Annotated in this window: 24 protein-coding genes and 1 pseudogene; 15 read left to right on the top strand and 10 right to left on the bottom strand. The window is 63.8% G+C overall.

Going from position 1 to position 26,201, the window contains the following annotated elements; genetic code table 11:
- Window positions 1-135 precede the first annotated feature (135 nt).
- Window positions 136-1,332 (top strand): chemotaxis protein CheC, encoded by a 1,197-nt coding sequence (locus tag NATGR_RS07160; protein WP_049887854.1) that lies wholly within the window; start codon window positions 136-138, stop codon window positions 1,330-1,332.
- 31 nt (window positions 1,333-1,363) lie between these two features.
- Here the strand turns inward: NATGR_RS07160 and NATGR_RS07155 are convergent, their stop codons facing one another.
- Window positions 1,364-1,702: a chemotaxis protein CheD gene (locus NATGR_RS07155; RefSeq protein WP_231990823.1), complete on the bottom strand. Its 339-nt coding sequence runs from the start codon at window positions 1,700-1,702 to the stop codon at window positions 1,364-1,366.
- Between the two features lie 741 nt (window positions 1,703-2,443).
- Window positions 2,444-2,731 (bottom strand): DUF5789 family protein, encoded by a 288-nt coding sequence (locus NATGR_RS07150; protein ID WP_005578925.1) that lies wholly within the window; start codon window positions 2,729-2,731, stop codon window positions 2,444-2,446.
- 155 nt (window positions 2,732-2,886) lie between these two features.
- Between NATGR_RS07150 and NATGR_RS07145 the strand changes: the two genes are divergently transcribed.
- Both NATGR_RS07145 and NATGR_RS19350 read left to right on the top strand, forming a co-directional pair.
- The gene (locus NATGR_RS07145; protein WP_005578927.1) at window positions 2,887-3,705 is read left to right on the top strand and encodes a PHP domain-containing protein; all 819 of its coding nucleotides are present in this window, start codon (window positions 2,887-2,889) and stop codon (window positions 3,703-3,705) included.
- 61 nt (window positions 3,706-3,766) lie between these two features.
- Window positions 3,767-3,931 carry a DUF6757 family protein gene (locus NATGR_RS19350; RefSeq protein ID WP_005578928.1) on the top strand — a complete coding sequence of 55 codons (165 nt, stop codon included), beginning with the start codon at window positions 3,767-3,769 and terminating at the stop codon, window positions 3,929-3,931.
- Window positions 3,932-4,034: 103 nt separating this feature from the next.
- Here the strand turns inward: NATGR_RS19350 and NATGR_RS07140 are convergent, their stop codons facing one another.
- Window positions 4,035-4,358 carry a 4Fe-4S dicluster domain-containing protein gene (locus NATGR_RS07140; RefSeq protein WP_005578930.1) on the bottom strand — a complete coding sequence of 108 codons (324 nt, stop codon included), beginning with the start codon at window positions 4,356-4,358 and terminating at the stop codon, window positions 4,035-4,037.
- Window positions 4,359-4,392: 34 nt separating this feature from the next.
- Here NATGR_RS07140 and NATGR_RS19345 point away from each other — a divergent pair, with 34 nt between their 5' ends.
- Window positions 4,393-4,533: a hypothetical protein gene (locus tag NATGR_RS19345; protein WP_155897275.1), complete on the top strand. Its 141-nt coding sequence runs from the start codon at window positions 4,393-4,395 to the stop codon at window positions 4,531-4,533.
- A 43-nt stretch (window positions 4,534-4,576) separates the two neighbouring features.
- Here NATGR_RS19345 and NATGR_RS07135 read toward each other — a convergent pair whose 3' ends face one another.
- The gene (locus NATGR_RS07135; RefSeq protein WP_015233427.1) at window positions 4,577-5,752 is read right to left on the bottom strand and encodes an MFS transporter; all 1,176 of its coding nucleotides are present in this window, start codon (window positions 5,750-5,752) and stop codon (window positions 4,577-4,579) included.
- 186 nt (window positions 5,753-5,938) lie between these two features.
- Between NATGR_RS07135 and NATGR_RS07130 the strand changes: the two are divergent.
- The 8 genes and pseudogenes from NATGR_RS07130 to NATGR_RS07085 all read left to right on the top strand — a co-directional run bounded on the left by NATGR_RS07130 (window position 5,939) and on the right by NATGR_RS07085 (window position 15,286).
- Window positions 5,939-6,810 (top strand): annotated as a pseudogene (locus NATGR_RS07130) (asparaginase).
- 51 nt (window positions 6,811-6,861) lie between these two features.
- Window positions 6,862-7,143 (top strand): hypothetical protein, encoded by a 282-nt coding sequence (locus NATGR_RS07125; RefSeq protein WP_005578939.1) that lies wholly within the window; start codon window positions 6,862-6,864, stop codon window positions 7,141-7,143.
- 110 nt (window positions 7,144-7,253) lie between these two features.
- The gene (gene hemB, locus NATGR_RS07120) at window positions 7,254-8,243 is read left to right on the top strand and encodes a porphobilinogen synthase (RefSeq protein WP_005578941.1); all 990 of its coding nucleotides are present in this window, start codon (window positions 7,254-7,256) and stop codon (window positions 8,241-8,243) included.
- A 408-nt stretch (window positions 8,244-8,651) separates the two neighbouring features.
- Window positions 8,652-10,373, top strand: a complete 1,722-nt coding sequence (locus NATGR_RS07115; RefSeq protein WP_005578943.1) for an ammonium transporter — start codon at window positions 8,652-8,654, stop codon at window positions 10,371-10,373.
- Window positions 10,374-10,742: 369 nt separating this feature from the next.
- A complete protein-coding gene (gene hemL / locus NATGR_RS07105) occupies window positions 10,743-12,017 on the top strand; it encodes a glutamate-1-semialdehyde 2,1-aminomutase (RefSeq protein WP_005578947.1) in 1,275 nt (424 codons plus the stop codon).
- A gap of 91 nt (window positions 12,018-12,108) precedes the next feature.
- A complete protein-coding gene (locus tag NATGR_RS07100; protein ID WP_005578950.1) occupies window positions 12,109-12,783 on the top strand; it encodes a hypothetical protein in 675 nt (224 codons plus the stop codon).
- 620 nt (window positions 12,784-13,403) lie between these two features.
- Complete coding sequence (hemC, locus tag NATGR_RS07090; RefSeq protein WP_005578954.1) at window positions 13,404-14,537, top strand: hydroxymethylbilane synthase; 1,134 nt, start codon at window positions 13,404-13,406, stop codon at window positions 14,535-14,537.
- 2 nt (window positions 14,538-14,539) lie between these two features.
- Complete coding sequence (locus NATGR_RS07085) at window positions 14,540-15,286, top strand: uroporphyrinogen-III synthase (RefSeq protein ID WP_005578957.1); 747 nt, start codon at window positions 14,540-14,542, stop codon at window positions 15,284-15,286.
- An 8-nt stretch (window positions 15,287-15,294) separates the two neighbouring features.
- On the opposite strand, the gene NATGR_RS07080 is transcribed toward NATGR_RS07085, so the two are convergent.
- Window positions 15,295-15,597: an Ig-like domain-containing protein gene (locus NATGR_RS07080; protein WP_015233426.1), complete on the bottom strand. Its 303-nt coding sequence runs from the start codon at window positions 15,595-15,597 to the stop codon at window positions 15,295-15,297.
- Window positions 15,598-15,721: 124 nt separating this feature from the next.
- Here NATGR_RS07080 and NATGR_RS07075 point away from each other — a divergent pair, with 124 nt between their 5' ends.
- Entirely contained in the window at window positions 15,722-17,206 is a 1,485-nt protein-coding gene (locus NATGR_RS07075; RefSeq protein ID WP_005578962.1) for a DHH family phosphoesterase, read from the top strand.
- Between the two features lie 742 nt (window positions 17,207-17,948).
- On the opposite strand, the gene NATGR_RS07065 is transcribed toward NATGR_RS07075, so the two are convergent.
- Both NATGR_RS07065 and NATGR_RS07060 read right to left on the bottom strand, forming a co-directional pair.
- A complete protein-coding gene (locus tag NATGR_RS07065) occupies window positions 17,949-18,182 on the bottom strand; it encodes a hypothetical protein (RefSeq protein WP_049887779.1) in 234 nt (77 codons plus the stop codon).
- A gap of 773 nt (window positions 18,183-18,955) precedes the next feature.
- Complete coding sequence (locus NATGR_RS07060; RefSeq protein WP_005578968.1) at window positions 18,956-19,351, bottom strand: hypothetical protein; 396 nt, start codon at window positions 19,349-19,351, stop codon at window positions 18,956-18,958.
- Between the two features lie 173 nt (window positions 19,352-19,524).
- On the opposite strand from NATGR_RS07060, the gene NATGR_RS07055 reads away from it, so the two are divergent.
- Window positions 19,525-19,842: a DUF5783 family protein gene (locus tag NATGR_RS07055; RefSeq protein WP_005578971.1), complete on the top strand. Its 318-nt coding sequence runs from the start codon at window positions 19,525-19,527 to the stop codon at window positions 19,840-19,842.
- Between the two features lie 84 nt (window positions 19,843-19,926).
- Window positions 19,927-20,286, top strand: a complete 360-nt coding sequence (locus NATGR_RS07050) for a NifU family protein (RefSeq protein WP_005578973.1) — start codon at window positions 19,927-19,929, stop codon at window positions 20,284-20,286.
- A gap of 32 nt (window positions 20,287-20,318) precedes the next feature.
- On the opposite strand, the gene NATGR_RS07045 is transcribed toward NATGR_RS07050, so the two are convergent.
- The 3 genes from NATGR_RS07045 to NATGR_RS07035 all read right to left on the bottom strand — a co-directional run bounded on the left by NATGR_RS07045 (window position 20,319) and on the right by NATGR_RS07035 (window position 26,138).
- Window positions 20,319-21,242, bottom strand: coding sequence for a ketopantoate reductase family protein (locus tag NATGR_RS07045; protein ID WP_005578975.1), 924 nt, complete (start codon window positions 21,240-21,242; stop codon window positions 20,319-20,321).
- Between the two features lie 797 nt (window positions 21,243-22,039).
- On the bottom strand, window positions 22,040-25,675 hold the full coding sequence (locus NATGR_RS07040) for a DNA polymerase II large subunit (protein ID WP_005578977.1): 3,636 nt from the start codon (window positions 25,673-25,675) through the stop codon (window positions 22,040-22,042).
- 1 nt (window position 25,676) lies between these two features.
- A complete protein-coding gene (locus NATGR_RS07035; protein ID WP_005578979.1) occupies window positions 25,677-26,138 on the bottom strand; it encodes a PPC domain-containing DNA-binding protein in 462 nt (153 codons plus the stop codon).
- Window positions 26,139-26,201: the final 63 nt, after the last annotated feature.

The raw sequence follows: 26,201 nt of genomic DNA, 5'->3' as shown, positions 1-26,201 counted from the left end.
ACAGTCCTAATAGCGGCTTATAGTAGTACTACGGCAGTTCGGGCGACGTGATCTCGATCGCCCGAAAGATAGATGAATCGATTTATCTAGATATGAAACGTGCTCCGGGCAACCGGCGCGTTCGGAGGAGAGGTCATGGAAATCGATATCCACTCGCTGAAGACTTACAACGAACTCGCGAAAGAAGGTGCCGAGTCAGCCGCGGATGCACTCTCGGAACTGGCGGGCATCGAAACCCGCGTCGAAGTGACTGACGTGTCGTTGCTGTCGGCGGCGGACCTCCAGTATGAGTTCGCTGGTCGGGAGTTCGCTGGCGTCGAGGTCGCTTCTGGCGAACCACTCTCCGGTGAGACAGTACTCGTCTTCGACGACGAGGGTCGGGAGATGATCACGAGCAACCTCGTCCCCAGTGCGGACGAGCAACTCACCGAAAGTGCGATCCTCGAGGTCGGGAACATCATGGTCAACGGCTTCATCGGCGGCTGGGCAGACCACCTCGATACGAGCGTCGACGTCTCGCCGCCGGAGTACGTCGAAGGGACCGGGACCGGCGTCCTTCCGGAACTCGCCGCTGGCTCGAACGAATATGCCTTCGTCTTTCGAAATTGCGTCGAAGCTGTCGACGACAGTGTCGACTTTCACATGCTCTTATTCCCGGATATCGACTCGCTCGAGCGAATCCTCGAGAACCGGGGGGACGGCGGCATTTCTCGGGAGAAACTCGAGGTCTTCACCGAGATGACTGAGCGAGGCGCGACGAAGGCTGCCGACAACATTACGACGATGACGGGTCTCACGACGGGCGTCGAGGTCAACCGGCTGAGTTTCGTCCCGATCGCGGACATCCCTGCTCACGTGAGCGACGAGCGGCGGGTGGGGACCGCTGTCGAGTACAGCGGAACGCCGAGTGGCTATCTCGCGATCTTGTTCGATCCGGCTGCTGCCCGCACCGCCGTCGACGCATTGCTGTCGATCGAGAGCGAGGGCGAGTGGACCGATCAGGAACGGAGTGCGCTCGAGGAACTCTGTAACGTGATCGCCAGTGGCTTCATCGACGGCTGGGCGAACGTCCTCGAGACGTCGATCAGACACTCGCCGCCCGAGTTCGTCGCGGACATGAGTTCGTCGATCGTGAGCCCGATCATCGCGGATATCGCACGGTCCGAGGAGTACGCGTTCATGCTCGACTCGACGATCTGTACTGGCGATAGCAAAACGTTGCAGTGCCGACTGTTTGCGTTGCCCCAGAGTGGCGAACTCGAGACGGCACTCGACGAACTACTCGTCAAACGCGCTGGAGAAACCGACGTAGACCCCGACGCTGTCTTTTGATCTCGGTCAGCAGTTTGGGTCGGGAACGCTACTACAGCCGACGGACGCCGCCATCGGCAGTCTTGACGAGCAGGTCACCGGAGGACGGTTCGAACGTCACCTGTCGTCCCTCGTTGCCGCCGACGTCAGTAGCCCGGAGCGGAACGTCCTGCGCCGCGAGGATGTCGCGGGCTGCCTCGACGTTTTGCTCGCCGATTGGGACGTCGAAGCCGTCGAAATCGAACATGCTGGCTCCGCCGGCGAGTTTGGCCCAGGCTCGAGTCAGCCGACCGCCGTGAGCTTCGAAGGCAGCGATCATCTCCTCGATTCCCGTATCCGCAAACTTCGCGTCGTGGTCTCTGTTGCCAGTCTGGCGGGACTCTGGCAACATGAAGTGTAGCATACCACTGACTGACGCTTTGTCGTCGACGAGCACGACGACGACGCACGACCCAACCCCATTCGTCACTAACGGACGGCCGTCCGTCGAGAAATCGTACTCCGAAATACCGACTTGGATGGGCGTGGGTTCGGCCATTAGTGGGTCGTCGATCCGCCGATGCAACCGCAGGTCGTCGCTTCTTGATAGTAGTACTTCTGGCCGCTCCCAGTGTCATGTGAAAGATAATTACCAGTGGTGGCCAACGGTACAATGCCCGAGGCCGTCGTCGGCGCTCGACTCGTGGCTTCCGAGACGCCATACCGGGCGGAGAATTAGTGTCACTAGAAAGTACTTTCCAGTAAGCGGCCACTGTATCGACGACTCCCGTCGTCACTGTCGACCAGTGCATGCTGCGTCGTCCGGCCGCACCACGATCAGTGCGTGATGCGGATGGCCGTCACTAGTACTCCGCCAAGCGTCGACTGATGCGTGAACCCAGACGACCGCATTCGGTTTCACTCATCCGTTCAGGCTTGCCAAAGCACTAGTACCGTCCCAACCGTCGACTGACGGGTCGAATCGAGCCACACCGCCAGATTCGGCCCCGCAGTGCAGGCGTGGCCCGCCACTCGTTGCCGCCGGTCGTCAGAACGGGGCGGCGATCGGTGGTAATTGACTACAGTAAACCGAAGCAGTGGACGGTCGAACGCGATGGTCCGCACAACGCGAGTTGAAAAGACGGCTGGCGAATCAAAACGACAGTGCGTCGGGTCTGTAGGGGCTCCCGACCGGCGTCGGATCGCGGTCGCTGTACCCAACCCGGCCGACCGCCTTGTCGCTTACGGCAGCGTAGATCGCGAATCGGGCGTCCTCGGGAGTTTCAAACGTCTCGGACTCGAGACGGGCGAGTACGTCACCCACCGCTTCGGAGCCGTTTGGGAGCTCGAGGACGCGGTCACCGTGTTCCGCGATCAGTTCGTCGGTGGTTGCGGGATACTCGTAGTCGTCGATGACTTCGCCAGTGCCGTTGAGCAGCATTACGAGAAGTCTTCCGTGAACAATGATTATAAACATTGTGCATAAACGATCTCTAGGCTGACTCCATACCTAATACTGCTAGAGGTTCCTTCGAGAGGTCGATCCGAAAGGCGACACTGGAAACACATTTAGGGGCAGATCCGCTCGAGTAAACCATGCCATACGCCGATCTCCACGTTCACACGACGCGCTCCGACGGCAGCCTCGAGCGGTCTGAGGTGCCGGCCGCGGCGCGTCGTGCTGGCGTGGACGTCGTTGCACTCACCGACCACGATCGACTACAACCGGTCGCGGAGCCGATCGTCGAGGACGACGACGTGACGATCGTCAACGGGATCGAACTCCGCGTCGAGATCGACGCCAACGACGAGCCCGCACCGCCGGGAGAACGACCGGAACCGGGACCGCGCGTCGATCTGCTCGGCTACGGTGTCGAGCCGACGGTCGACCTCGAGGCACTCGTCGACCGAATCCAGCAGGATCGCATCGAACGCGGGCACGCTATCGTCGACCGCGTCGAGAATCGGCTGGCTGTCGACCTTGGCGTCACTGTCACCGACGGGTTCGGCCGCCCACACGTCGCTCGAGCGATCGACGACCACCCGGACGTCGAGTACGACTACGAGGACGCGTTCGACGACCTCATCGGGAGTGACGGCCCGTGCTTTGTCCCCCGGAACGTCCCCTCCTTCGAACGCGGCCGGGAGATACTCGCGGACGCCTCACAGCTTGTCGCGCTCGCACATCCACTTCGATACCCCGATCCCGAGTTCGCACTCGAGCGAGCAGGCGAACTCGACGCCGTCGAACTCCAGTATCCATATGGTCGCGAAGTCGATCTCGAGCCGATCGAACGGACGATCGACCGCTACGATCTCCTCGCCACCGGTGGTAGCGACGCTCACGGAGGCGAAGTTGGTGTTTCTGGTCTCTCGCGTGAAGCGTATCAGTGCCTCGAACTTCACCCGTCATAAGACGGTGACACTATCAACTGATAGCGCAGGGTTCAATGTCTTCGGGTTCGTATTCGCGGTCATGAACTGCCACTACTGCGACCGCGAAGCCGCCTTCGCAGCGGAGTCCGGCGGTCTGAAGGTCGGACTCTGCGAAGAGCACTTCCGGGAGCGGTTGCAGGAACTCGCCGAGGCAGACGGTCTCGAAACGCTCAAAGAAGAAGTCGATGTCGATCGAGCCGAGTAAGCACGGCTTTCTTCGACCGGTTCGTGCGGATCGCTGTACCGACTTGCCGGTGTGGCCGCTTCGGGGGCGCGATGACACCGGCACTGACTGACGGTACCCCGTCTCAGGCTGTTCGACCCGCGTCGACGTCGATTGCGTCGACTGGGCAGACGTCGACACAGAGCATGCAGTCGATACATTGGGCTTCGTTGACCGGATCGGCCTTCTCCTCGCTTTCGGGGTGGCCTGGCGTCTCGACCCACTCGAAGACGTCTACCGGACAGTCTTCGAGACAGGCACCGTCCGCGATACAAAGGTCGAAGTCCACCGCGACGTGGGTCCCGTGGATACCCAGCTGCTCGGGCTCGTCGACTGGGCCCCAAACGGTGTGTCCCTCGTGTTCGTCGACGTTCTCGCGGTTTTCGTGAAACTGCGGATCTATGGCCATTGCTAACAGATGTAAACGGTCGACGAGGACTTAAATGTACGGACTCGAACCAGTCTGTGGCATCGACGATGGGCCGCTTGGCGCTCGAGCGGGCAGTTTTCGTTGCGGTCGGCAGACTCGAGAAAACGCCAGTGATCCGCGAGTGGCGCTCGCGGCGGTCGTCGGGTCGACGTGAGCGCTCGAATGCTGGACCCCCGTATACCGCGGCTGCGAGACGATCAGTAGCCCAGCGATAGCGCCCAGTTGAGGAGCAACGCGAGCAAGACGATCGCGAGCAACGCGCTCAGGACGGCAAAGGAGACGCCCCAGCCGAAGAGATCGGCCAACAGTCCCGTACAGACCGATCCCAGGGCTCCGACGAACCCGTAGACAGTTCGGACGAGCCCGAACCCGGCACCGCGTTCCTCGTCTCCCAGTACGTCCATAAAGCGTGGCAAGAGCGCGGCCCCCCAGCCGAGTCCGGTGCCGACGAGTACGACAGCGACGGCGAGTGCGAGCGTCCCCGGGACGAGGACCAGCATGGCGAACCCAGCCGATGCCAGGACCATACAGCCCGCCGTCGCCAGATCCCGGCCGTACCGATCCGAGATCGCACCGACGCCGACTTGCGTGACCGCCTGGACGACGAAGTAGCCGGCGAAGACGAGACCGGCGAGTTCGGGCGACTGCTCGCGGTGCTCGACGAGAAACGTCGGCAGGAACGAAGACGTTGCCTGCCAGACGAACGCGGCGAGGATCGCCAGCACGATCGGAAACGCGATCTTCGGCCGCGAAAGCAACTCGACGACCGGCTCGAGTTCGAGTCGTTCGCGTACGCGTTCGTCGGGTCGGCGCGGTTCGGTTTCACGCACGCGCCAGGCAAACAGGACGAAGACGGGAACGGCGATAGCCGTCCCGACGGCGACCGCAGGCCGCCAGCCGTACTGAACGCCGATCCAGGCGGCGATTGGGGGCGCGATCAGTCCTGCGAGCGGGCCGCCGCTGTTGTGAATGCCGATCGCCGTGCCGATCTCGTCGTAGGTCCGGGTGAGCAGAGTGGTCGCGACGCTGTAGTGGAGGCCAGCAACGGCACCGAGGAGGATGGTACCGATCAGAAAGACCGTGAAAAGCGGTGCGACTGCAAGGAAGAGACTTGCAACGGCGGTTCCGCCGACGGCCACGAGGATGATCGGCCGCTCGCCGTGACGGTCGGCAAGCAGGCCGCTGGGAAACTGCGAGAGGAAGTAGGCCATCCACATCCCCGTCAGGGCGATCCCGACCAGTGAGTTCGAGACCTCGAAGTCTTCGATGACGAGAGGGACGACCGGGCTGATCGCCAGCCTGCCGACCATCGTCGCGAAGAACGCGAGCGTACACAGTGCGAGTACGGTCTCGCTGTATCGCCAGCGCATCATCGTCACTCGTCACCACGCTCGATCTCGTTCGGGCCGTCGCCCTCGAGTCGGATTCCAGTCATCTGTTCTCTCGTAATACGACGGTTCACTTGCCCCTCGACAGTCCCGGCAAATGAGGATATTGATCTCGACAGCGGCGGCAACGAGTCCACGAAGACTTTGAGGCCGCGAACCGATCGGGAGCGTATGCCGACGGTTCGCATTCTGAGCACCGGTGGTACGATCGCGAGCACGGGCGATTCGGGCGACGACCTCGTCGCGATCGTTCCAGAACTCGCCGACTACGCGAGCCTCGAGGTCGCGGAAGTCTGTCAGCTCCCGGGATTCCAGATGGGCGAGACGAACGCGACCTGCCGGTAGCCTACACCGGTGCACAGCGACTGTTCGACCGGTTCGGTGCCGACGGCCCTTCGAACCTCGTCACCGCGGTCCGGGCCGTAACACACGAGCAGTTCCGCGAGTCCGGCGGCACCTACCTCGCGTTCAACGATCGCGTCTATGCCGCCCGCTGGGTCGGCAAGCGCAACACGAGCAAACTCGAGACGTTCACGTCGCCGACGGCGGGACCAGTCGCCGAACTGTCACCGAATGGCCTGCGACTGCTGCACGAGCCCCGTCGCTACGCGGAGCCGGTTCCCGGCGCCCGAATCGATCCCGCCGTCCGCGTCGAAATCGTCACGAACGCGATGGGTGTCGACGGGCGGTAGGTCGACCGCGCACTCGAGGACGGCGTCGACGGCTTCGTTCTCGCTGGCACCGGGCTCGGGAACGCGACCGCCGGCCTGGGCGAGGCACTCGAGGGTGCGATCGACGCTGGCGTTCCAGTGGTCCAGACCTCGCGGTGTCACGACGGGACGACCGCCGGGCTCTACGGTGGCCCCGGCGGTGGAGCGACGCTGGAAGCGGCCGGTGCGGTCTCCGGCGGCGACTTTCCGCCCTGGAAGGCGCGGCTGCAAACCGCGCTCGCCCTCTCACTCACAGACGAGGGAGAGTCGGGAACTGCCCTCGAGCGCGTCGCGGCCGCGTTCGAAGACGTCTCCCCCTTCGGACGGTGGTAGGGCTTTCGGCCGACCGGAAGCTACAGGGCGGCTCTCTCCGTTCGTGAGTGCGTGACACGAACCGTCGACGACCTCCGAAACGAGATTCGCGTCGCTGTCGGTCGATACGAGCGTATCGAATCGACCGGTTTCACGAAAGAGTCCCTCGCTGCGATCTGTGAGGCTCTGGACCACGACGTCGAAACGAATCCCTTCCCACCGAAGGCAGAGATGCGTGCGGGCATTCGCTCGACGATTGACGGTCTGGACGACGATCCGGACAGCGCCGACCGCCCGTTTCGGAAAGCCGAACTCGAGGCGATCGAGGAAACGCTTCGTGACCAGCCGCGGTGACCGCCTTCGAGAGGCTACGATACGTCGCTGGCGGAGTGATATGATGGTCGTCGTCGACGCCCGCTCCCGCGAACGCACCCCTTTTGGCCCTGTCGTTAGTAGGACCCGGTATGGATCTCACACATCGTCCGCGACGGCTCCGACAGGACGGCGTTCGCGGGCTCGTCAGCGAGACGGGCCTCGAGTCGACGGATCTCATCGCCCCGGTGTTCGTCGACGCGACGACGGACGAGCGACAGCCGATCGAGTCGATGCCCGGTCACGAGCGTGTCCCGCTCGAGGACGCCGTCTCCCGCGTCGAGGACGTCCTCGAGACCGGCGTCGAGGCCGTCATGCTGTTCGGGATTCCGGAGTCGAAAGACCCCGAGGGCACCCGCGCCTGGGCCGAGGACGGCGTGATCCAGAAGGCGACCCGACAGATCACTGCCGAGACCGACGCCTACGTCGTCACCGACGTCTGTCTCTGCGAGTATACCGACCACGGCCACTGTGGCACGCTCGAGGACGGACTCGACGCCCACGACGAGGCGACGACGACCGTCGACAACGACGCCACCCTCGAGAGCCTCGAGCGGATCGCCGTCTCCCACGCCGCGGCCGGCGCGGACATGGTCGCCCCCAGCGGGATGATGGACGGGATGGTCGGAGCGATCCGCTCGGCACTCGACCGGGAGGGGTACGACCACGTCCCGATCATGAGCTACGCGGCCAAGTACGAGAGCGCGTTCTACGGCCCGTTCCGGGACGCTGCCGACGGTGCGCCCTCGTTCGGCGACCGGCGACACTATCAGATGGACCCCGCAAACCGACGGGAGGCCGTCCGCGAGGTCGCACTCGACGTCGAACAGGGTGCCGACGTGCTGATGGTCAAACCCGCCCTGCCGTACCTCGATATCGTCGCCGACGTCCGCCGAGAGTTCGACCACCCCGTCGCCGCCTACAACGTCTCCGGCGAGTATGCCATGCTTCACGCCGCCGCCGAGAAGGGCTGGCTCGAGCTCGAGGGGGTGGCCCTCGAGTCGCTACTGTCGATCAAGCGTGCGGGCGCAGATCTGATTCTGACCTACTTCGCCGAGGACGTCGCCGACGCACTCGAGTAGGGAACCGACGCGATTCTGACGACCGTCCAGCGACGGCGTGAGCGAACTGATTGCGTGGTAACGAGTGGCGCGTGCAAGCGATACCACCCGAAAACGGGGGTCGAAACGACGTCCACGGCAATTCCAGTGCGAGTGAGGAGTTGCCGTCCGTCCAGTTGTGGGCCACGAACGGCAGTTGTTCCCGGACATCGTCCACCTTATACTACTTATATTGACTCTAGATTTTCACGAACTGGCCTATTATAGGGTAATTTTAGACGAACACCAACGCTAAACCTTATATCTGGTCCTTCCGTCCCGGTAAACCGTGATCCGGAATACGCACGTGTTGTTCGAGGTCGCGTCGCTATACGAACGTCCGAAATACTCGGAATGGGTGGAGAGCCCGGGATCGACGGAGGCAAGTGAATGATCGAACCAGTCGCCCTCGAGGTCACGACCGGCGACCTCGAGTCGCTCGCGACGGGGATGAACCTGCTGTGGGCGTTGACCGTCACCTTCCTCATTTTCTTCATGCACGCCGGCTTCGCGATGCTCGAGGCGGGGCAGGTCCGCTCGAAGAACGTCGCGAACCAGCTGACGAAGAACATGCTGACCTGGGCGGTCGGCATCGGCGTCTTCTTCGTGATCGGAATGGGGATCTCGAACAACGTCGGTTCGGTGCTGGGCGGCGGCGAGAGTAGCTCGCTGACGATGTTCGGCGAGGGATCGTTCGACTGGGCGATGTGGCTCTTCAGCGCGGTGTTTGCGATGACCGCTGCCACCATCGTCTCTGGTGCCGTGGCAGGGCGTGCGAAACTGCGCGCGTACGTCACCTACACCTTCCTGCTGGCGGCGGTGATCTACCCGGTCGTCGCGGCGCTGGTCTGGTACGCGCCCGGCGGGACGCCGATTCTGGCCGCGTTCGGCTTTTCCGACTTCGCTGGCGGGATGGTCGTCCACGGCGTCGGCGGCGTCGCCGGTCTCACGGCCGCGTGGATCCTCGGCGCTCGCATGGACAAGTACGGCGCAGACGGGAGCGTCAACGTCATCCCAGGTCACTCGCTGACCTTCGCCGTCCTCGGGACCCTTATCCTCTGTTTCGGCTGGTTCGGCTTCAACGTCGGTACTGCCGCCACCGTGATCGACCCCGGAACCCTCGAGTTGGCCGACTTCGACTACGTCGGAAGCGTCGCGATGGTCACCGCCCTTGGGATGGGTCTGGGTGCGATCGGTGCCTCGACCGTCTCGCTTTACACCACCGGCAAGGTCGATACGCTGTACGTCGCAAACGGCATGCTCGCGGGCCTCGTCGGCGTCACCGGACCGACCGATCTCATCACGCCGATGGGAGCGATCGCCATCGGCTTCCTCGCCGGCGCACAGCTTCCAGTCGTCTTCCGGTTCGTCGAACAACGACTCGAGATCGACGACGTCTGTGCGGTCTTCCCCGTCCACGGCAGCGCGGGGATGCTCGGCCTGATCCTCTACCCGCTCTGGTCGATCGAGGGGACGGCCGTCGGGAGCGGCCTCGTCGCTGGCGGCATCCTCTCGGTCGAAGCGAGCGCGTTTGTCCCCCAGATCGTCGGCGTCGCCGTCATCACGATCTGGACGGTCGCCGCGACCGCCGCCGTCTGGGGTGCGTTCAAAGCAGTCGGACAGGCTCGAGTCACGCCCGACCACGAACGCGACGGCCTGGACGTCGCCGAACACGGCGTCGACACCTACCCCGAATTCGGCAAGCCCGACGTGGCGACCGACGGCGGAACGACCGTCGCCCGCGCGGATGGTGGCGAACCGAACGACGGCGGGATCAAGCTAATTAGCGCGATCGTCCGTCCCGACCGCCTCGGAGCGGTCAAGACGGAACTCGCGGCGATCGGTGCCCCCTCGCTGACGGTCACGAATGTCTCGGGACGTGGCTCCCAGCCCGCCAAGAAAGGCCAGTGGCGTGGCGAGGAGTACACGGTCGATCTTCACCAGAAAGTCAAGGTCGAGTGCGTCGTCGCGGACGTCTCTGCCGCCGAGGTCGTCGATGCCATCCGAGAGGCCGCCAACACCGGCGAACCGGGCGACGGCAAGATCTTCGTCCAGTCGATCGAGGACGCCTGCCAGATCCGGACCGGCAAGCGCGGTTCCGATGCCGTGTGACTTGGTTCGGTACCGACGAGACGGAACGAACCGCGGAAAACCGGTTTAGACGCCGTGTCCCGTTTTCGCCGGATATTTTTCTCTTCTCTCACAGCCGGCTCGATCGGGATTCCTGTCGGCTGTCTCGAGGCCGTAGGACTGCACGGACGACTCTCTGTGAGCGGTTCCTCCGTGACGAGTCGGACGCCGATCGACCGATACACCTGCTCGCCGAGGCCGCTGGCACGTTGCATCACTGGTCCTCGACGCCGATTCCGGCCTCGGACTCTCGACCCGGACGAACTGGACTCGGTCGACCGGCCCTGCAGAGAGCGATCGACTCGATCGAACCTCGGTACAACTTTCCCGTCCGCGACCCAACCGGCGGGTATGAACGACGACAACTCACGTGACCTGTACGAGAGAGCGCTGTCAGTCATGCCCGGTGGCGTCAACTCGGCCGTTCGTGCGGCGATCGAGCCGTACCCCTTCTTCGTGCAGAAGGGTGACGGCGGCCACGTCGTCGACGCCGACGGCAACCGCTATATCGACTGGGTGATGGGGCTCGGACCGCTGCTGCTGGGTCACGACCTCCCCGAGCAGGTCCAAGCTTCGATCCAGCAGAAAGCCAGCGAGGGGCCGATATACGGCACGCCGACCGAGATCGAGGTCGACCTCGCGGAGTTCGTCGTCCGCCACGTGCCAAGCGTCGAGAAGGTTCGGTTCGTCAATTCGGGGACAGAGGCAACGACCTCCGCAGTTCGACTCGCTCGAGGTTACACGGGCCGGAACAAGATCGTCGTCAACCAGGGCGGCTACCACGGCGCACAGGAGTCGACGCTCGTCGAGGGCGACCACGAGAATCCCGCACCCTCTTCGGCCGGCGTCCCGCAGTCGTTCGCCGAACACACCCTCCCGGTGCCGTTCAACGACGAGGAGGCCGTCCGCGAGGTTTTCGAGGAACACGGCGACGACATCGCGGCCGTGATGACCGAACCCATCCTGGGGAACTACGGCATCGTCGAACCTGCCGAAGGCTACCACGAGTTCCTCCGAGAGATCACCGAGGAACACGGCTCGCTCCTCATTTTCGACGAGGTCATCACCGGCTTCCGCGTCGGCGGCCTCGGCTGTGCCCAAAGCGAGTTCGGCATCACGCCCGACATCACCACATTCGGCAAGATCGTCGGCGGCGGCTTCCCCGTCGGCGCGATCGGTGGTCGCGCCGAAATCATCGAACAGTTCGCCCCCTCCGGCCCGGTCTTCCAGGCCGGCACCTTCTCCGGCCACCCCGTCACGATGGCCGCCGGCCTCGAGACGCTCAAGTTCGCCGCCGCAAACGACGTCTACGATCACGTCAACGACCTCGGCGACCAGTTACGCGGCGGACTCGAGGAGATCGTCGCCGACCAGGCACCCGAATACACCGTCGCCGGCACCGACAGTATGTTCAAGGTGATCTTCACTCGGGACGGCGAAGCGCCGACGAACGCCGCCGACGTGCAAAACGCCGAAACCGACCGCTGGCGGCGCGTCTTCTGGGGGCAGATGAAAGACCAGAACGTGTTCCTCTCGCAGAACCAGTTCGAGTGTCAGTTCGTCAGCTACAACCACACCGAAGACGACGTCGAACGAACTCTCGAGGCGTACAAGGACGCGCTGTAACGTCGGTGAGTAGCCGTCTGCCCCGTCTCAACCTCCGCCTCGAGGCGTGCGGTCGACGGCGACGAATCGACGATGGACCTCACAGGCACCGATGCGAACGCACGTCGACGAAATCGGCTGGGCGCGTCTCCTCGAGCGTCTGTGTTATCTCTTTCCGCCGGCCGTCGGTGTCGGCGTCGTTGGCGTGTTACAGGACCTCGAGTACGCCGTTCCGGGGCTCCGACCGGCCCTGCTCATCGTGGCTGCTCTCGGCTATACCGTTCTGACGCTCGGGGTTGCGACGGTGCTGTTTTTCGACGCGCGGCGCGTTCGACGCCAGCCGGGTGCGGGCGGCAACTGGCGGCCGCGACCGTGGCTCAACGCCGTGTTCGCACTGGTTTGGGCACCGGCGGCGGCAGTCGTCTATCTGGCACGACGACATCGCCGGTTCGGAACGCCAGCGGGCCGGTCTGGCTGGTGGCTCGTCGTCGCGGCCTCGCTGTCGGCGACGGTCGTCGGGTTCGCGGCAGCGACGGTCGCTGTCCTCTTTGCGATACCGACCCTGTTGACGACGGGGGTTGGACTCGCCGGCGCGGTCGCCTTCGGTGCGTTTCCCATCGCGATCCACCAGGACGCAGCCTACGTCTGTACACAACGCAGTTCCTGGCGACCCAACCCCGGCGTCTACCTCGCGTTCGCTTTCGTTTCGCTTTTCGTCCCGCCACTGCAGCCGCTGCTCGCGGTCTACTACCTCTATCGGCGACGACAGGCCATCGGAACGCCGTGATACGGATGGCTGTGCCGATTCACCGGACAACCGCTTTGGGACGTGGCTGTACCGGACTAACGCCGCTTGGAACATCGGGCAGCGTCTCGTTCAGCACTGGCTCAAGTCTGGTTCTGAACGAGCCACAAGTCAACTGGCTCTGAAGTTAAAGACGTTGAACGCGAACGGTCGATTCAAACGGAATGCTGTACCGATTTCCCGGCGCGACCGCAGGCGGGCTCGCTGTCGCGCCGGAACTGACTGACAGCAAACCGTATCAGACCTACCGAGTTACTCGGTTAGAGGGTGCGCCCACTGACAAGCCTCGGGGTCGTCCGAGACGGCTTCACCGTCTCGTGATGACGAGAGAGCGACGCTCTCGCGAACCACTCGACCCCGAGGCGGTTGACGCACGTCCTCTTCGTGATGGGGGCGAGTCGATCGTCGGGATCGCTAGCTGAAGGATCGAGACGCTCGTTGCCGGACTGGCGTTCGGTACGGCGTACGAACAGACCCGAAACCTCCGTGATCCCGCAGTGATCCACGCGACGATGTGGACGCTGCCGTACTTCGTTCTCGGCTAACCGACAGCCCGTCGAACAAGCGTGCGCTTTTCATACCCGAAGCGACGACTACCGACTATGAGAACGCGTGGGACGTTGCGACTGGCGACGCGGGGATCGACGCTGGCTCGGCGACAGGCCGGCCTGGTCGAGGAGGCCCTGGAGGACCGCCGGTACGAGGTCGAACTCGTGACCGTCGAGACGACTGGCGACCAGATCAGAGACGAACTCATCCACCGACTGGGGAAGACCGGGGCGTTCGTCCGCGAACTCGACGAGCGCGTCCTCGAGGGCGACCTCGACGGCGCGATCCACTCGATGAAAGACATGCCGACCGAACAGCCCGACGACCTCGTCACCGCCGCCGTTCCCGAGCGAGGGCGACCGGGCGACGCCCTCGTGACGCCCGACGACTCGAGTCTCGAGCAACTACCACGGGGAGCGACCGTCGGCACCTCGAGTTTGCGCCGCCGAGCACAACTGCTCTCGGAACGACCCGACCTCGAGGTCGCACCACTGCGGGGGAACGTCGACACCCGTCTCGAGAAGTTGCTCGCACCCACGCTCCAGGCGGAACACCAGAAACGATCAGAAGCGGACAAAGAGCGGAAAGGAAACACCGGAAACGAGGATTTCGAACCCGAGTACGAACGTACCGTCGACGAGTGGTTCGACGACCTCTCGGAACTCGAGCGCCAGGCGCTCGGTCGCGAAGTCGAGACGGAGTACGACGCTATCGTACTCGCGGCGGTCGGCCTCGAGCGCAGCGGGCTCGCCCACTACGTCGACTACCAGCAGCTGCCGACGGGAACGTTCGTCCCCGCGCCGGGCCAGGGTGCACTGGCGGTGACCGCGGCCGACGGCGAGACAGCCCGCGAGATCCGCGAGGCAATCGATCACCCGCGCAGCCGCGTCGAGACGACCGTCGAGCGCACGCTGCTCTCGGAACTCGGCGGCGGTTGTATCGCCCCGATCGGTATCTACGCGATCCTACAAGGCGAGTACGTCCACGCGAACGTCACTGTCTTCGACCGCGATGGCGAGGAGTCGGTAATCGCGAGTCGTGATCTGTCCGTCCAACGCCACGCCGAGGCCGCCCGCGAGTTCGCGAGCGACCTGGCAGATCGCGGCGCGGCGGAGTTGATCGAAAGCGCCCGGAAGGAAACGGAGAGAGACGACGAGAGTACTGCCGAGCCGTCGGAGGGGGAGTAACCGTGAGTGCGACCGATCGACCCACGATCGCCGTCTTCCGCCCCGGCGACGAACGGATCGAAGACGCGACCGACCTCCTCGAGTCGCTCGGTGCCGAACCCGTCCCCGATCCGATGCTGGCGGTCGACCCCACGGCAGCGGAGCCACGGACCGACGCCGACTACGTCGTCCTGACGAGCAAGACGGGCGTCGAGCTCGTCGCCGACGCCCGCTGGGAGCCCGGCGACGCGACCGTCTGTGCGATCGGCCCCGCGACCGCCGACGTGCTCCGCGAGGCCGGCTACGAGGTCGACGTCGTCCCCGAGGAGTACACCTCAAGCGGGCTCGTCGCCACACTGGAAGACGAGGTCGCCGGCGCACGCGTCGAGGTCGCCCGCAGCGATCACGGCAGCGACGTCCTCCTCGAGGGACTCGAGGATGCCGGCGCGTACGTCCACGAGACCGTCCTTTACCGGCTCGTTCGACCAGAGGAGAGCGGCCGATCGGCCGAACTAGCCGCCGACGGCGACCTCGACGGGCTCTGTTTCACTTCCTCGCTGACGGTCGAACACTTCCTCGAGGCAGCCGACGCTTGCGGCGTCCGCGAAGACGTGCTTGCCGGACTCGAGGACGCGACGGTCGGCGTCATCGGCGAACCGACGGCGGAGACGGCACGCGAGCAAGGGATCGAAGCCGACCTCGTCGCGAGCGAGGCGACGTTCGAAGCGCTGGCTCACGAGACACTCGAGGAGACGGACGACGAGCACTGAGCCAGCCGTCAACCGATGCGACGAGCCAGCGGCACCCGTCCCTCGGGAACGACCCGCAGCGTCGCCCGAGCGGACCTGTACGCGACGCGTTCACCGGGCGAGCGCGCTGCTTTTAGCGTTCGAAACCCCGGCGTGTGAAACGTGATCTGACAGCGACCGCGCTCGTCCGTCCAAGCGGTGATCGACTCGCTCGTCACGACCGCCCCCTCAATCGGCCGCCCGAAGTCGTCCGTCACGCGCACTGTGACCGGATCACCGACCGTCGCCTCGGTGGTCGCTGCCTCGAGTGTGAGTGATCGTACCACCCTCATGGGCGGCCGTAGGACGACCGCCGAAATAAAGCCGTAGCCGACAGCTTGGCTGGATGATCCGTCTTCTCGCACTCGCCGGACGAGGTCCGCACGTTTATCCCGGAAGCCGCCCCACACTCGAGCGATGGCAGGGCCGATTCCCGAACTCGAAGGCCGGGCGACTCGCTGTGCGCGCCGACTGTGCGAGGCCGATCGCGTGTTGCTCGCCTCCCACATCGACGCGGACGGACTGACGAGCGCCGCGATCGCCGCCCAGGCACTCGAGCGTGCGGGGATTCCGTTCGAGACGGTCTTCGAGAAACAACTCGACGAAGAGGCAATCGCCGCGATTGCGACGACCGACTACGACACCGTCTGCTTTACCGACTTCGGGAGCGGCCAGCTCGATATCATCGGAGAACACGAGGATGCGGGTGATTTCACGCCCGTCGTCGCGGACCACCACCAGCCCGCGGATCGGGAGACGGAGTACCATCTCAACCCACTCCTGTTCGGGATCGACGGCGCTTCGGAACTCTCGGGGGCCGGCGCGAGCTACGTCCTCGCACGAGCACTCGCCGACATCTCGGAACCCGAGGTCGCGACCGACGGCGGCACCGCGAGCGCGACCGCCCGCGCCGACAACCGCGACCTCGCCGCGCTGGCCGTCGTCGGCGCTGTCGGCGACATGCAGGCCTCCGGCGGGAAACTCGAGGGTGCAAACGAAGAGATCGTCGAGGAAGGCGTCGAGGCCGGCGTTCTCGAGACCGGGAAAGACCTCACGCTCTACGGGAAACAGACCCGGCCGCTGCCGAAACTGCTCGAGTACGCCACCGACGTCCACATCCCCGGCATCTCGAACGACCAGGCCGGTGCCTTGCAGTTCCTCGAGGACCTCGATCTCGAGTTGAAACGGGACGGCGAGTGGCGACGGTGGTCCGGGCTGACCAACGAGGAGAAACGGACCGTCGCCAGCGCACTCGTCAAGCGAGCCGTCTCGCGGGGCGTTCCTGCGAAGAAGATCGACAATCTCGTCGGTACGGCGTACGTCCTGAGCGAGGAGCCGGTCGGGACGGAACTCCGGGATGCAAGCGAGTTCTCGACGCTGTTGAACGCGACCGCCCGCTACGAACGCGCCGACGTCGGACTCGGCGTCTGTCTCGGCAACCGCGAGGGTGCACTCGAGCGTGCCCGGACGCTTCTGCGGAACCACCGCCGGAACCTCTCGGCGGGGATCGATCTCGTCACTCGAGAGGGCGTCACCCACGAGGAGCACATCCAGTGGTTCCACGCGGGCGATCGCATCCGTGAGACGATCGTCGGCATCGTCGCGGGGATGGCGATGGGCAACGACGGCGTCAGCCGGTCGAAACCGATCGTCGCGTTCGCGGAGAAGTCGGACGAGAGTGAGGACGGCGGCGAAGACGTCGAACTCAAGGTCTCGGCTCGCGGAACGCACGCCCTCGTTCGAAACGGACTCGATCTTTCGGTCGTGATGGGTGAGGCCTCGCGAGCCGTCGGCGGTGACGGCGGCGGTCACGACGTCGCTGCCGGCGCGACCGTCCCGAAAGGCCGCGAGTCCGAGTTCCTCGAGCACGCCGACGAAATCGCCGGCGAACAACTCACCTGACCGCTCGAGCGACGAACGCCGACGGACGTGGTGGCTTCTTCGATGACGCCACTGTCGACGCCGAATAGCTGTGCTGTCCGGTACGTGGTTCGTGAATCGTCTCGACGATGCCATCGAAGCGAGGTGTATCGCCCTCTCGTCGGTGAGAGCCGGGCGTATTTCTGGCTCGGTGTTCCCACGGAGTGTTGTCTCGATCTCTCGGTGTGCCCGCTTTGGGTCGCAGTTGCGCCAGACATGACTGACACCGGCGTTCGAAGGAGAGACGCGGGAACCGACCACGGTACGTCTGTCGAAGTCGAACGCCCCGCCAACGTCAGCCAGTTTGATATAGCAATAATTGGTTTATTAGGTCGTTCTCGTTCCGCTACCCGATCGTGTACGTACACCGGGAGGTGGACACGCAGGTGTCGAGAGGAGAGTGACGGCCCGAGAGGCCACCTTCACGCCACGACTCTAGCCGGACGAAGCGTGACAGTGGACGTTCGCTCACGGTCAGTGATCTCGAGACGAACCGGTCCGGGAACGGAAGTCGGAGTGAAAGTCCAACCAGTACGTCGTCTCGAACGCAGGAGTGTGGGCCGTCTCTCGATAGATCAGTTGGACCAGCGATACGGACACATCGGACCGTCGCGTTTGCAAACACGAAACAGCCGTCCTGGTCGAAGCTGGAGCCAAACCGTCCGCTTCGTTCGCCAGGACGACCGTCCCGCATGACGACGACGTCGCCGTCGACTGCGACGACCTACTCTCGAGAGCCAACCCAACTCGAGTCGGCGACCGTCGTCTCGACGCCGTCGTGGAACGACAGTCGTCGGTCGGAGACCGCGAGAGAGCGAGACGTCACCCCGACGGATGCGGTCGGACTCGACGCCCTGATTCTCGAGCGGACGCCCCGTTTTCGTTCGTACTCAGGGTGGGGGACGCGATTCAACTGTTCGGCGACGGGCAACGTCGTTTCCCACCCCAGAGAAGACATTGAGTCCGTCCCCGCCAGGCCCGGTCTCTGCCACCAGAATGCACTCGACGGGCGCGTCTGGCGGTCAGTGTCCGTTCCCAGCGATAACCTCGGGGAAGGTCGCCGTCGGCGAGGGGACCGTCGCTATGCGACTCCAGTTTCGTGCCCACAGAATCTGCGTTCGGTTTGTCTCTACCTGCACTCCCCGACGACTGCTTTCGCCGCCGAGTCAACTGTCGAGAGAGTCACGTGGGCAGTATAGTATATTTGTGTGGGAGTCCGTGGGTCCATCAGTCATTATCAAATCATTCACCCCTCGCCTTCTTGCGGCTAGACGCACGGTTTTAGAGAGTCAGGCTTCGGTATTAGGTCTTTTATCCCGATTGATGATACCAGCAGTGAATCACGCCGCACTGCTGGGTCGAACCCGGTCGCGTGGCTCGGCTCGACGCAGTCGTCGACGGTTGAGGTGGGACTAGTATCGTCCCACGTCTACTCTGACTAGTCCACCCACTTCTGATCGAGAATCGTGATCGGTTTGGGCCAACTCTCAACTAGTCGGTCCACACTTGGGACAGTACTAGTACCGTCCAAACCGTCGACTGACGGGTCGAATCGAGCCACACCGCCAGATTCGACCCATCAGTTCAGGCTTGACCCGCCACTAGCGAGTCACAGAGCGTTGAACGACATCGAGTCGCTTGCGACCTACTGGTCGAGAACGACGACGACCGATCCCGACCTGCCGCCACAACGGACGGTGTGGACCGCCGTCGGCCGCGATTCGCGCGCCGTCATCTCTCGTCTGGCCCGAGTGAACCGGCCGGAACGAGACTGGAAAGGGAGACGCACTCGAGTACCTCTCCGACCGTGACCGGACTATCTACCGACTCGATAGTTTCGTGGACGCCGTGCATGCACTCGAGTAGTCCGTCGACCGCCGCGCGTCGCGTCGAAACTCGCCCGATCACGTCGGATACCGACTGGTTGCCGACGGGATAGCCGTACTGCAATTCCCAGCAACAACCCAGTCCTAGCCCAGGGTGGCAGTTATCTGCAGTCGTCCGGGCTGCCACGAACTCGAGTGGCAACTGGCAGTGGCGATACGCGAGTTCGTCGTCCGAGACAGTCGATTCGCTCCATCCAGGGGGGAGGGCGTCCGGCGGGAGCGCGCGCGAGTTCGAGTTCATGTGGGTCGCGTCGATACCTGTGGGAGTGACAGTTCGGCTTGCAGATGCAATCTCGCTGCCCGTCCCGGTTGTCTGTCGTGTGGGGAAGACGGCAACGGTACTCGGCGACGTGGCGAGGGAAACGCCGACACCGACCGTCCGACTTTTGTCTTCGCCGGCGTTCGTATACGGGTATGGTCGATTTCGATCCAGAGAAGTTCGAAGACAAGTACGCCAACTACTTTACCGAACTCCAGCAGGCGTACAAGAACGCATTCAACCGCATGAACGACCAGTACGACTCCGAACTGGTCCACGCGATCGACCAGCAGGTCTTGAACGAGAGCGAACCGTTCTACGAAGGTGACGGAGAGTTCCACGTGGAGTTGCCCGAAGACCCTTACGACCGCGTCTCGGGCGTCCTCGTCGACAAAGAGCGATTCGAAGACGTACTCGAGGCGCACGTCGACGAAATCGAGACCGAACTCGAGCGTGTCTTCGGTTTCGCCTGAAGGAACCGGCGTCGGTCGATTCCGCCAGTGTCGGCCACCGTGAGCGACGGAAGGTTTAGGGGGGCTGGTACCCAAGAGGCCTCTATGAGCACCGAGACTCAGAGCGACGGAGACGACCTCGAAGAGCGTGTTTCGAACTTCCTGCGACGCAACTTCCCACAGATCCAGATGCACGGCGGCAGCGCAGCGATCCAGGACCTCGACCGGGATAGCGGCGAAGTCACGATCGCACTCGGCGGAGCCTGCAGCGGCTGTGGTATCTCGCCGATGACGATCCAGGCGATCAAGAGCCGGATGGTCAAGGAGATTCCCGAGATCGAGCAGGTCAACGCCCATACTGGTATGGATGGTGGTGGCGATGCAGGCGGTGGCACGAGCCCATCGTTCCCCGGCGAAACCGTCGATGACGGCGAGCCCGACGAAGGACCGGAAGCCCCATTCTAAGTCACGCTTCGAGTTGATCGTCGTTTCCCGTTCTACCGCGACGCCGACAGCGACGCGTTTCGTAGTTCCTGACCCCGCTCCCACGTCCGGACGAGTGCCGCGAGCAGCCGGTTCGTCGGCGTCTCGAGTCCCAACTCGTCACCTCGGTCGACCACGTAGCCGTTGATCGCGTCGATCTCGGTTCGACGACCCGCCTGCAGGTCCTGGGCCATCGAAGACGTGTTCGTCGCCGTGGCTTCGGCGACCGACTCCATCGCCACCAGCGCCTCGCGGTTCGAGAGGTCTACGCCGTCGGCGCGAGCGACTCGAGCCGTCTCTTTCGTGGCTGCACGGGCGATATGGTCTGTGGGCGACTCGAGGACGGCGCGGTTCTCCGTTTCGGTCAGTGCCGTCACGGCGTTGATGCCGGCGTTGACCGCGAGTTTCTCCCAAAGCCGGTAAGGCATGTCCGCCGCGACGGTCGTCTCGAGACCGCCACTGGAAAACGCCTCGCCGACAGTCTCGGCGACGTTCGAAGTCCCACCCCGTCGGTCGCCGACGACGACGTCGCCGATTCCAGTACACTCGACGAGTCCGGGCTCCCGGAGGATCGCGCCGTAGGTGGCAGTTCCGGCGAGTACCGGCGACTCGAGGGCGGATGCGAGGCTCTCCTCGTTACCCATCCCGTTTTGCAGGGAGAGGACGACCTCGAACGACCCCGTCGCGATCGTCTCTGCGATCGACGGCGTGTCGAACGACTTGACCGTGACGACGGCGAGATCCCCCTCGAGATCGCGGCCATCGGTCGTGGCTGCCGGGGTTACCTGGGTCTCGAGTTCGCCGTCGATGCGAAGACCCGACTCGTGGACTGTCTGGGCGTGTTCCCGGCGAGCGACCAGCGTCACGTCGTGGTCGCCGGCGAGTATTCCGCCGACGAGGCTGCCGAGACTACCGGCACCGAAGACGACGATTTCCATGGTGTCGGTCCCGTGGACGACCCTCAAAACGGTTTTCTTCGCCGGCGACCGGGGTGGGTCTTGGGATTGGCCGTCTTCTCCGCCGACTCGACGAGCAGTCTCGCGTCTCGGCCTCCTGTCGGAAGAGGCGTTTCGAATCTCGGGTCGTCGGTGTGCCGTCTCGCACAGCGGGTAAACCAATAACCGATATACTAAATGTGGGTGGTCGCCACGTGAGGTGAAAAGCGACAGACCAGGAACGAGGCTGCTCAGAGTCGAAAACTATCGCTCGAGTGAGAAACGACGGAGGACCGAACCGCGACCGTCTCGGACACCGCGACAGCACCGATCGATCGCTCCGGGTGCGGTGCCGGACGACTCATACGGATTACTGTAACGATTTACCGGCGCAACCGCCGCCCGGGTCGCGGTTGTGCCGGAAATGACTTACAGTAAACCGTATCAGACTGAATGTTGTACCGATGTCCCGACGCGACCGCAGGCGGGCTCGCGGGCCCGCCGGCACTGACCGACAGCAAACCGTCTCATACGGTTTAGTAGTCACTTGCCGCCGATCGCTCCTCGTTCTGTCGATCAGCGGCAACTAGTTACAGCAATCCGTATCAAGTGGTCCGTCGGGCCATCGAGACGGATCGTCGGGGGACGAGGCGTCGACGATTCCGGAACGGCCACGACAGAACGAAATTACAGGACGACGGTTCTGGACGCGTAGCTGCTGATCGTTCTGTCCGTTCTGGACGCGCGGAACGTCGACTTCGAAGCCTGACTCGAGTCGACTGTCCTACGGCCGCCAGCCATTACATGAAGTCCTCGATGCCCGACTGTTTGTTCTTATCATTTTCGAAGATACTTTCGAGTGACTTCTCGAGCACCTCTAGTCGCTGTTTCGTGTAGGGTCGGCAGTCGTACTCCTCGGCGACCTGGATCGCGGTCTGCATGTACTTGTTGACTGAGCCCTGGTGGACGGTGAGGTTGACCTGGCCGCCACACTCCCGACAGTCGCCGGTCAGGGGCATCCGGCGGAACTTCTCCCCGCAGTTGAGACACCGCGTCTCCTGGCGGGAGAACGCCCGCAGATTCCCGATCAGGTCTGGCAGGAAGTGGTACTCGATGACCCGCTCGGCGACGTCGGTCTCGTCGACTGCTTCGAGTTTCCGCGAGAGTTCGAGTTGCGCGTCCATCTTGTCCATCATCGATCCCAGGGTCTTGTAGGCAGAGAGGTCCGGCCCCATCGCGATGTCGGTGGTGTCGTGGGTGTGCTCGAAGCCGGTGTACTCGCCGTCCGTGCCGAGCGTGTCCTCGCCGATCTGGATGTCGACCGCCTCGGGGTCGGCCTGCTCGAGGGTCGCCTCGTAGAATTCGCGGGGGTACTGCGAGACGATGTCCATGTTGTGGGCCTCGTCGTCGATCTCGGAGGGATCGATGCGGGAGGACATGACCAGAGGTGCGTCCATACGCCCTCCTCTCTTATCCGGCAAGAAACTGATACTAAAGTTCAGTAAACCGTCCATGAGGAGCATCACACAGTCCTCGTCACCGTCGCAATTGCGGCGTTTCGCGGCGTGAAAGTACGGATGAGCATATCCAACTGCAGCACTCGTAAAACCAATTACTCTCCCGACAGTTGCGGCGCTCGTGTGCGGCGCCATCCCGAACACCAGCTCCCCCACGAGGTCCTGGCGATTCTCGAGTTCGTAGAACGGCTCGAGCCCGTAGTACTGCTCGAGCAGGTCGTCGATGAAGTCGGCCGTCTGCATCATGTGCTCGGCCGCGCCGTCGGAGAGGACGATGTCCTGTACTTTCAGCTCGACCAGTTGGTCTTCGTGGCTCAACGGTTCGCCGTGGATGTCTTCCTCGTAGCCAAGTGCCTGTAGCTGGCCGACGTCGACGTCGAGTTCGCTGGCCCTGACCGACGTCACCGGGAGGTCGGTCATATCGTATCGGACGGTCCCGTCTTTGAACGACGAAACGTCGTGTTTCGCCCGCAGAATCCCTTTCTCGATCGGTTCGGGGATCTTGTTCGTGGAAGACAGCCCTTTGACGCCTTTCAGGATGTCGAAGGCGTTCTCGCGTTCGCCGACCGACTCGAGAGCGCTGCGGAACTCGTCGTTGATGTCGATTTCGCGGTTCTCGACGCAGGTCCCCTCGATCTCACAGCGGTCACACTCGACGCGGCCGGCGTCGTCGGGCTCGAGTTCTTGCTCGCAGTCGGGACATCGGTAGTCTGGTTCGGTTCGCGCGTTACAGTCCGGACAGCGGTTCTTGAACGTCTCAGTGTCGCAGTCCGGACAGCGCTGGCGGCCGATCTCGACCTCGACGACGCCAGGCGTGTCGGACATCGTCTCGGCGTGTTTGGCCGCGTCCGCGACGTTTCGCTGCGTGCCGCCGGCTTCGCCGATCGGAAACAGGGTGTGGACGGCGGGACTCAGATCGCGGCTTTCGGATTTCTCCGGGCGGCCCATCCGGTTGCCAACCCGGGTCGGTGCCCGTTCGCGAATCTCGAAGGGTGCGACCTCGTTGACTGCCTCGACGGCGTTGTCGCCCGCCTCCTGGCCCCACGTTCGAGCGCGCTCGGAGAGATCGTCGTCGCTCCAGGCCCGTTCGAGTTCGACCTCGGGGGCGTTCGCTTCGGCCTCTACTGTGGCACCGTCAGCGGCCGTCCGCCGGGGATTGCAGCCGACCGAGTGAACGAACGGCCGCCAGTCGTCGATCTCGATGCGATCCTCGTCCGGTCGCTGCCGATGCTCGAGAACGATCGTCTCGAGGGCGGCGGCGACGTTCTCGGCGTACTCGAGGACGAGGATGCTGTCGTCTCCGTTCCCGTTTACGCTGCCGTCACCGTCGCGCTCGATCCGGCCGTCTGCGGCTGCCTCGGCGAGCGTACAGAACGTCTCGACCGAAATGTCGTGCCAGAGGTAGGTGTACTCGGGATGGAGGGGTGCGTCGTATTCGAGCGCCCACTCGAGTGCTTCCTCGGGATTCGGAAACTCGAGGTCGATCCGTGGGTCGTCCTCGAGGGCTTGGATGTCCACACCGGCGGCCTCTACGTCCTGAATCCACCACTCGTAGGTGTAAGAGGCCGGCGCAAGTGGGTGGTTGTTCTCGACGAACTCACCGTAGTTGACCAGGTATTCGCCCAGATCGAGGATTTTCTCGACGCCGTTTCTGATCTCGAGGGCGTTCTCGGGGTCGTCGATCCGGCGGACGTCGCCGTTTGCCAGTTTGACCGTCGGCCCCTCGATGGAGTCGACGGGAACGACACCTGCGGCTTTTCCGGGGCGTTCGGTCTTGATCTGGGTGCCGGTCGCGAGGAAGTCGTCGACCAGGTGCATCGCGGCGGGATGGACGCCGGCGGTCGCGAAGCCGTGGTTGCGGGCGCGACCGTACCGCAGTCGGAAGCCGCCGTCTGCACAGGGGTGTGAGAAGACGGGACGACCGGCGATCAGGTCTCGGAGGAACTTCTTCGATTCGCCGACGCGTGGCGGCCCCTCGGGTTCGTCTGTGGCCGGCGCGTCTTCGTCGGTTTCGGCGTCGTCGGCTTTTTCGTCGTCCTCGTCTGGCTCGGCATCTTCCTCGCCGCCGTCGTCCTCGTCGCCGTAGTTGCCGTCGATCAGGTCCTGCAGCCACGGCCAGTCGACTTCCTCGAGGTTGCGGGTATACCGCTGGATTTTGGGAGCTTTCAGAGCGATCCCCTCACCCAGCACGAGACACATCCCGCCGCGGGCGCTGTTGGTGTCGACCCGTTCTAAGTCCCGGAAGCCAGAGACCTCCTCGTCGCCGGTGGCTTCCCCATCGAGCATGATCGGGAGGTGTGTGGCGATGAATTTGGCCTCCGTGTCTTTCGGACAGTACTGGAGGCCGGTCTCCTTGTCGTAGAGGGCGATCTCTTCGGCGTAGCGCTCGATCTCTTCGCCGCGGGCCTTGTACTGGTCGATCCCGACGAGCGCACGCGTGTAGTCGGCGACGAGCACGGACAGCGCCTGTGCAGTCCCCCCTGCAGAGCGGATCGGCCCGGCGTAGTAGACGTTGACGAACTCCGTCCCGTCGTCGTTCTCGAGGAGTTCGACCTTGTCGATCCCTTCGATCGGTGCAGCGACGACACCCTCGGTTAGCAGGGCGACCGCGGTTCGGACGGCACCTTCGACCTTGCCTGCTTTCGTCTCGTAGTCGCCGACCCGTCCCTCGGCGAAGTCTTTTGCGAGTTCGAGAGCGGCTTCCTCCCTGCTCATTTCGCCCTCGAGTTCTCGCACTCGTTCGGCGACGCCGTCGATCCCGAGGATGTTCTCGACGCGATCCGCCATGTCTCGTGCGGTCGGAATCTCGACTTCTGGCTCGGGGTCTGCGCCGCGTTCCTTGGCCTCCTCGGCGACGTCGAAGGCGTCCTCGAGCTGGGACTCGATTCGCCTGAAGTACCGTTCGTTCTCCTCGCGCATCTCAGAGCCAGAGGTCGAGATCGGTGGTCTCGTCGTACTCGCGCTCGAGCGATTCCTCGAAGACGCGCATGTGGAGTTCGCCGGCCCACACCGTGGCCTCGTTCAGGTGGCCGGCGTACGTGGTTCCCTCGGCGTCCGAGAGCACGGCGTGGGTATGGGCGAACCGGTCGTCGTCGGACTGCGTTCGACTGCTCGAGGAACTTTGCTCTTCGCCGTCGAGCAGCGAGACGTTACCGACACAACTTGCAACCTCGAGTGGCTCTTCGAGTTCGATGGGGTAGTACTCGCAGTCGTCCTGCTCGTAAAACCAAAGTTCTGCGTCCTGGACTGCACCCAGCGCGGTGAACCACGCGGCGTCGGCCTCGACCGCCTCCGCGAGCGCTTCGATCTCCGCGCGCCAGTCCGCACCGGTCTCGAGGCGGGCGACGTATTCACGTGCCGTCTCGACCTCACGATAATGCATACGCTCACGTCTGACTGAGAGACGCAAAAAGCTTGAGGAACGCCGGACGGTCGAGAATCGACT

Origin of the sequence: Natronobacterium gregoryi SP2 (assembly GCF_000230715.2) — an archaeon.
Taxonomy (GTDB): domain Archaea; phylum Halobacteriota; class Halobacteria; order Halobacteriales; family Natrialbaceae; genus Natronobacterium; species Natronobacterium gregoryi.
This window is presented reverse-complemented; position numbering and strand designations above follow the sequence as displayed.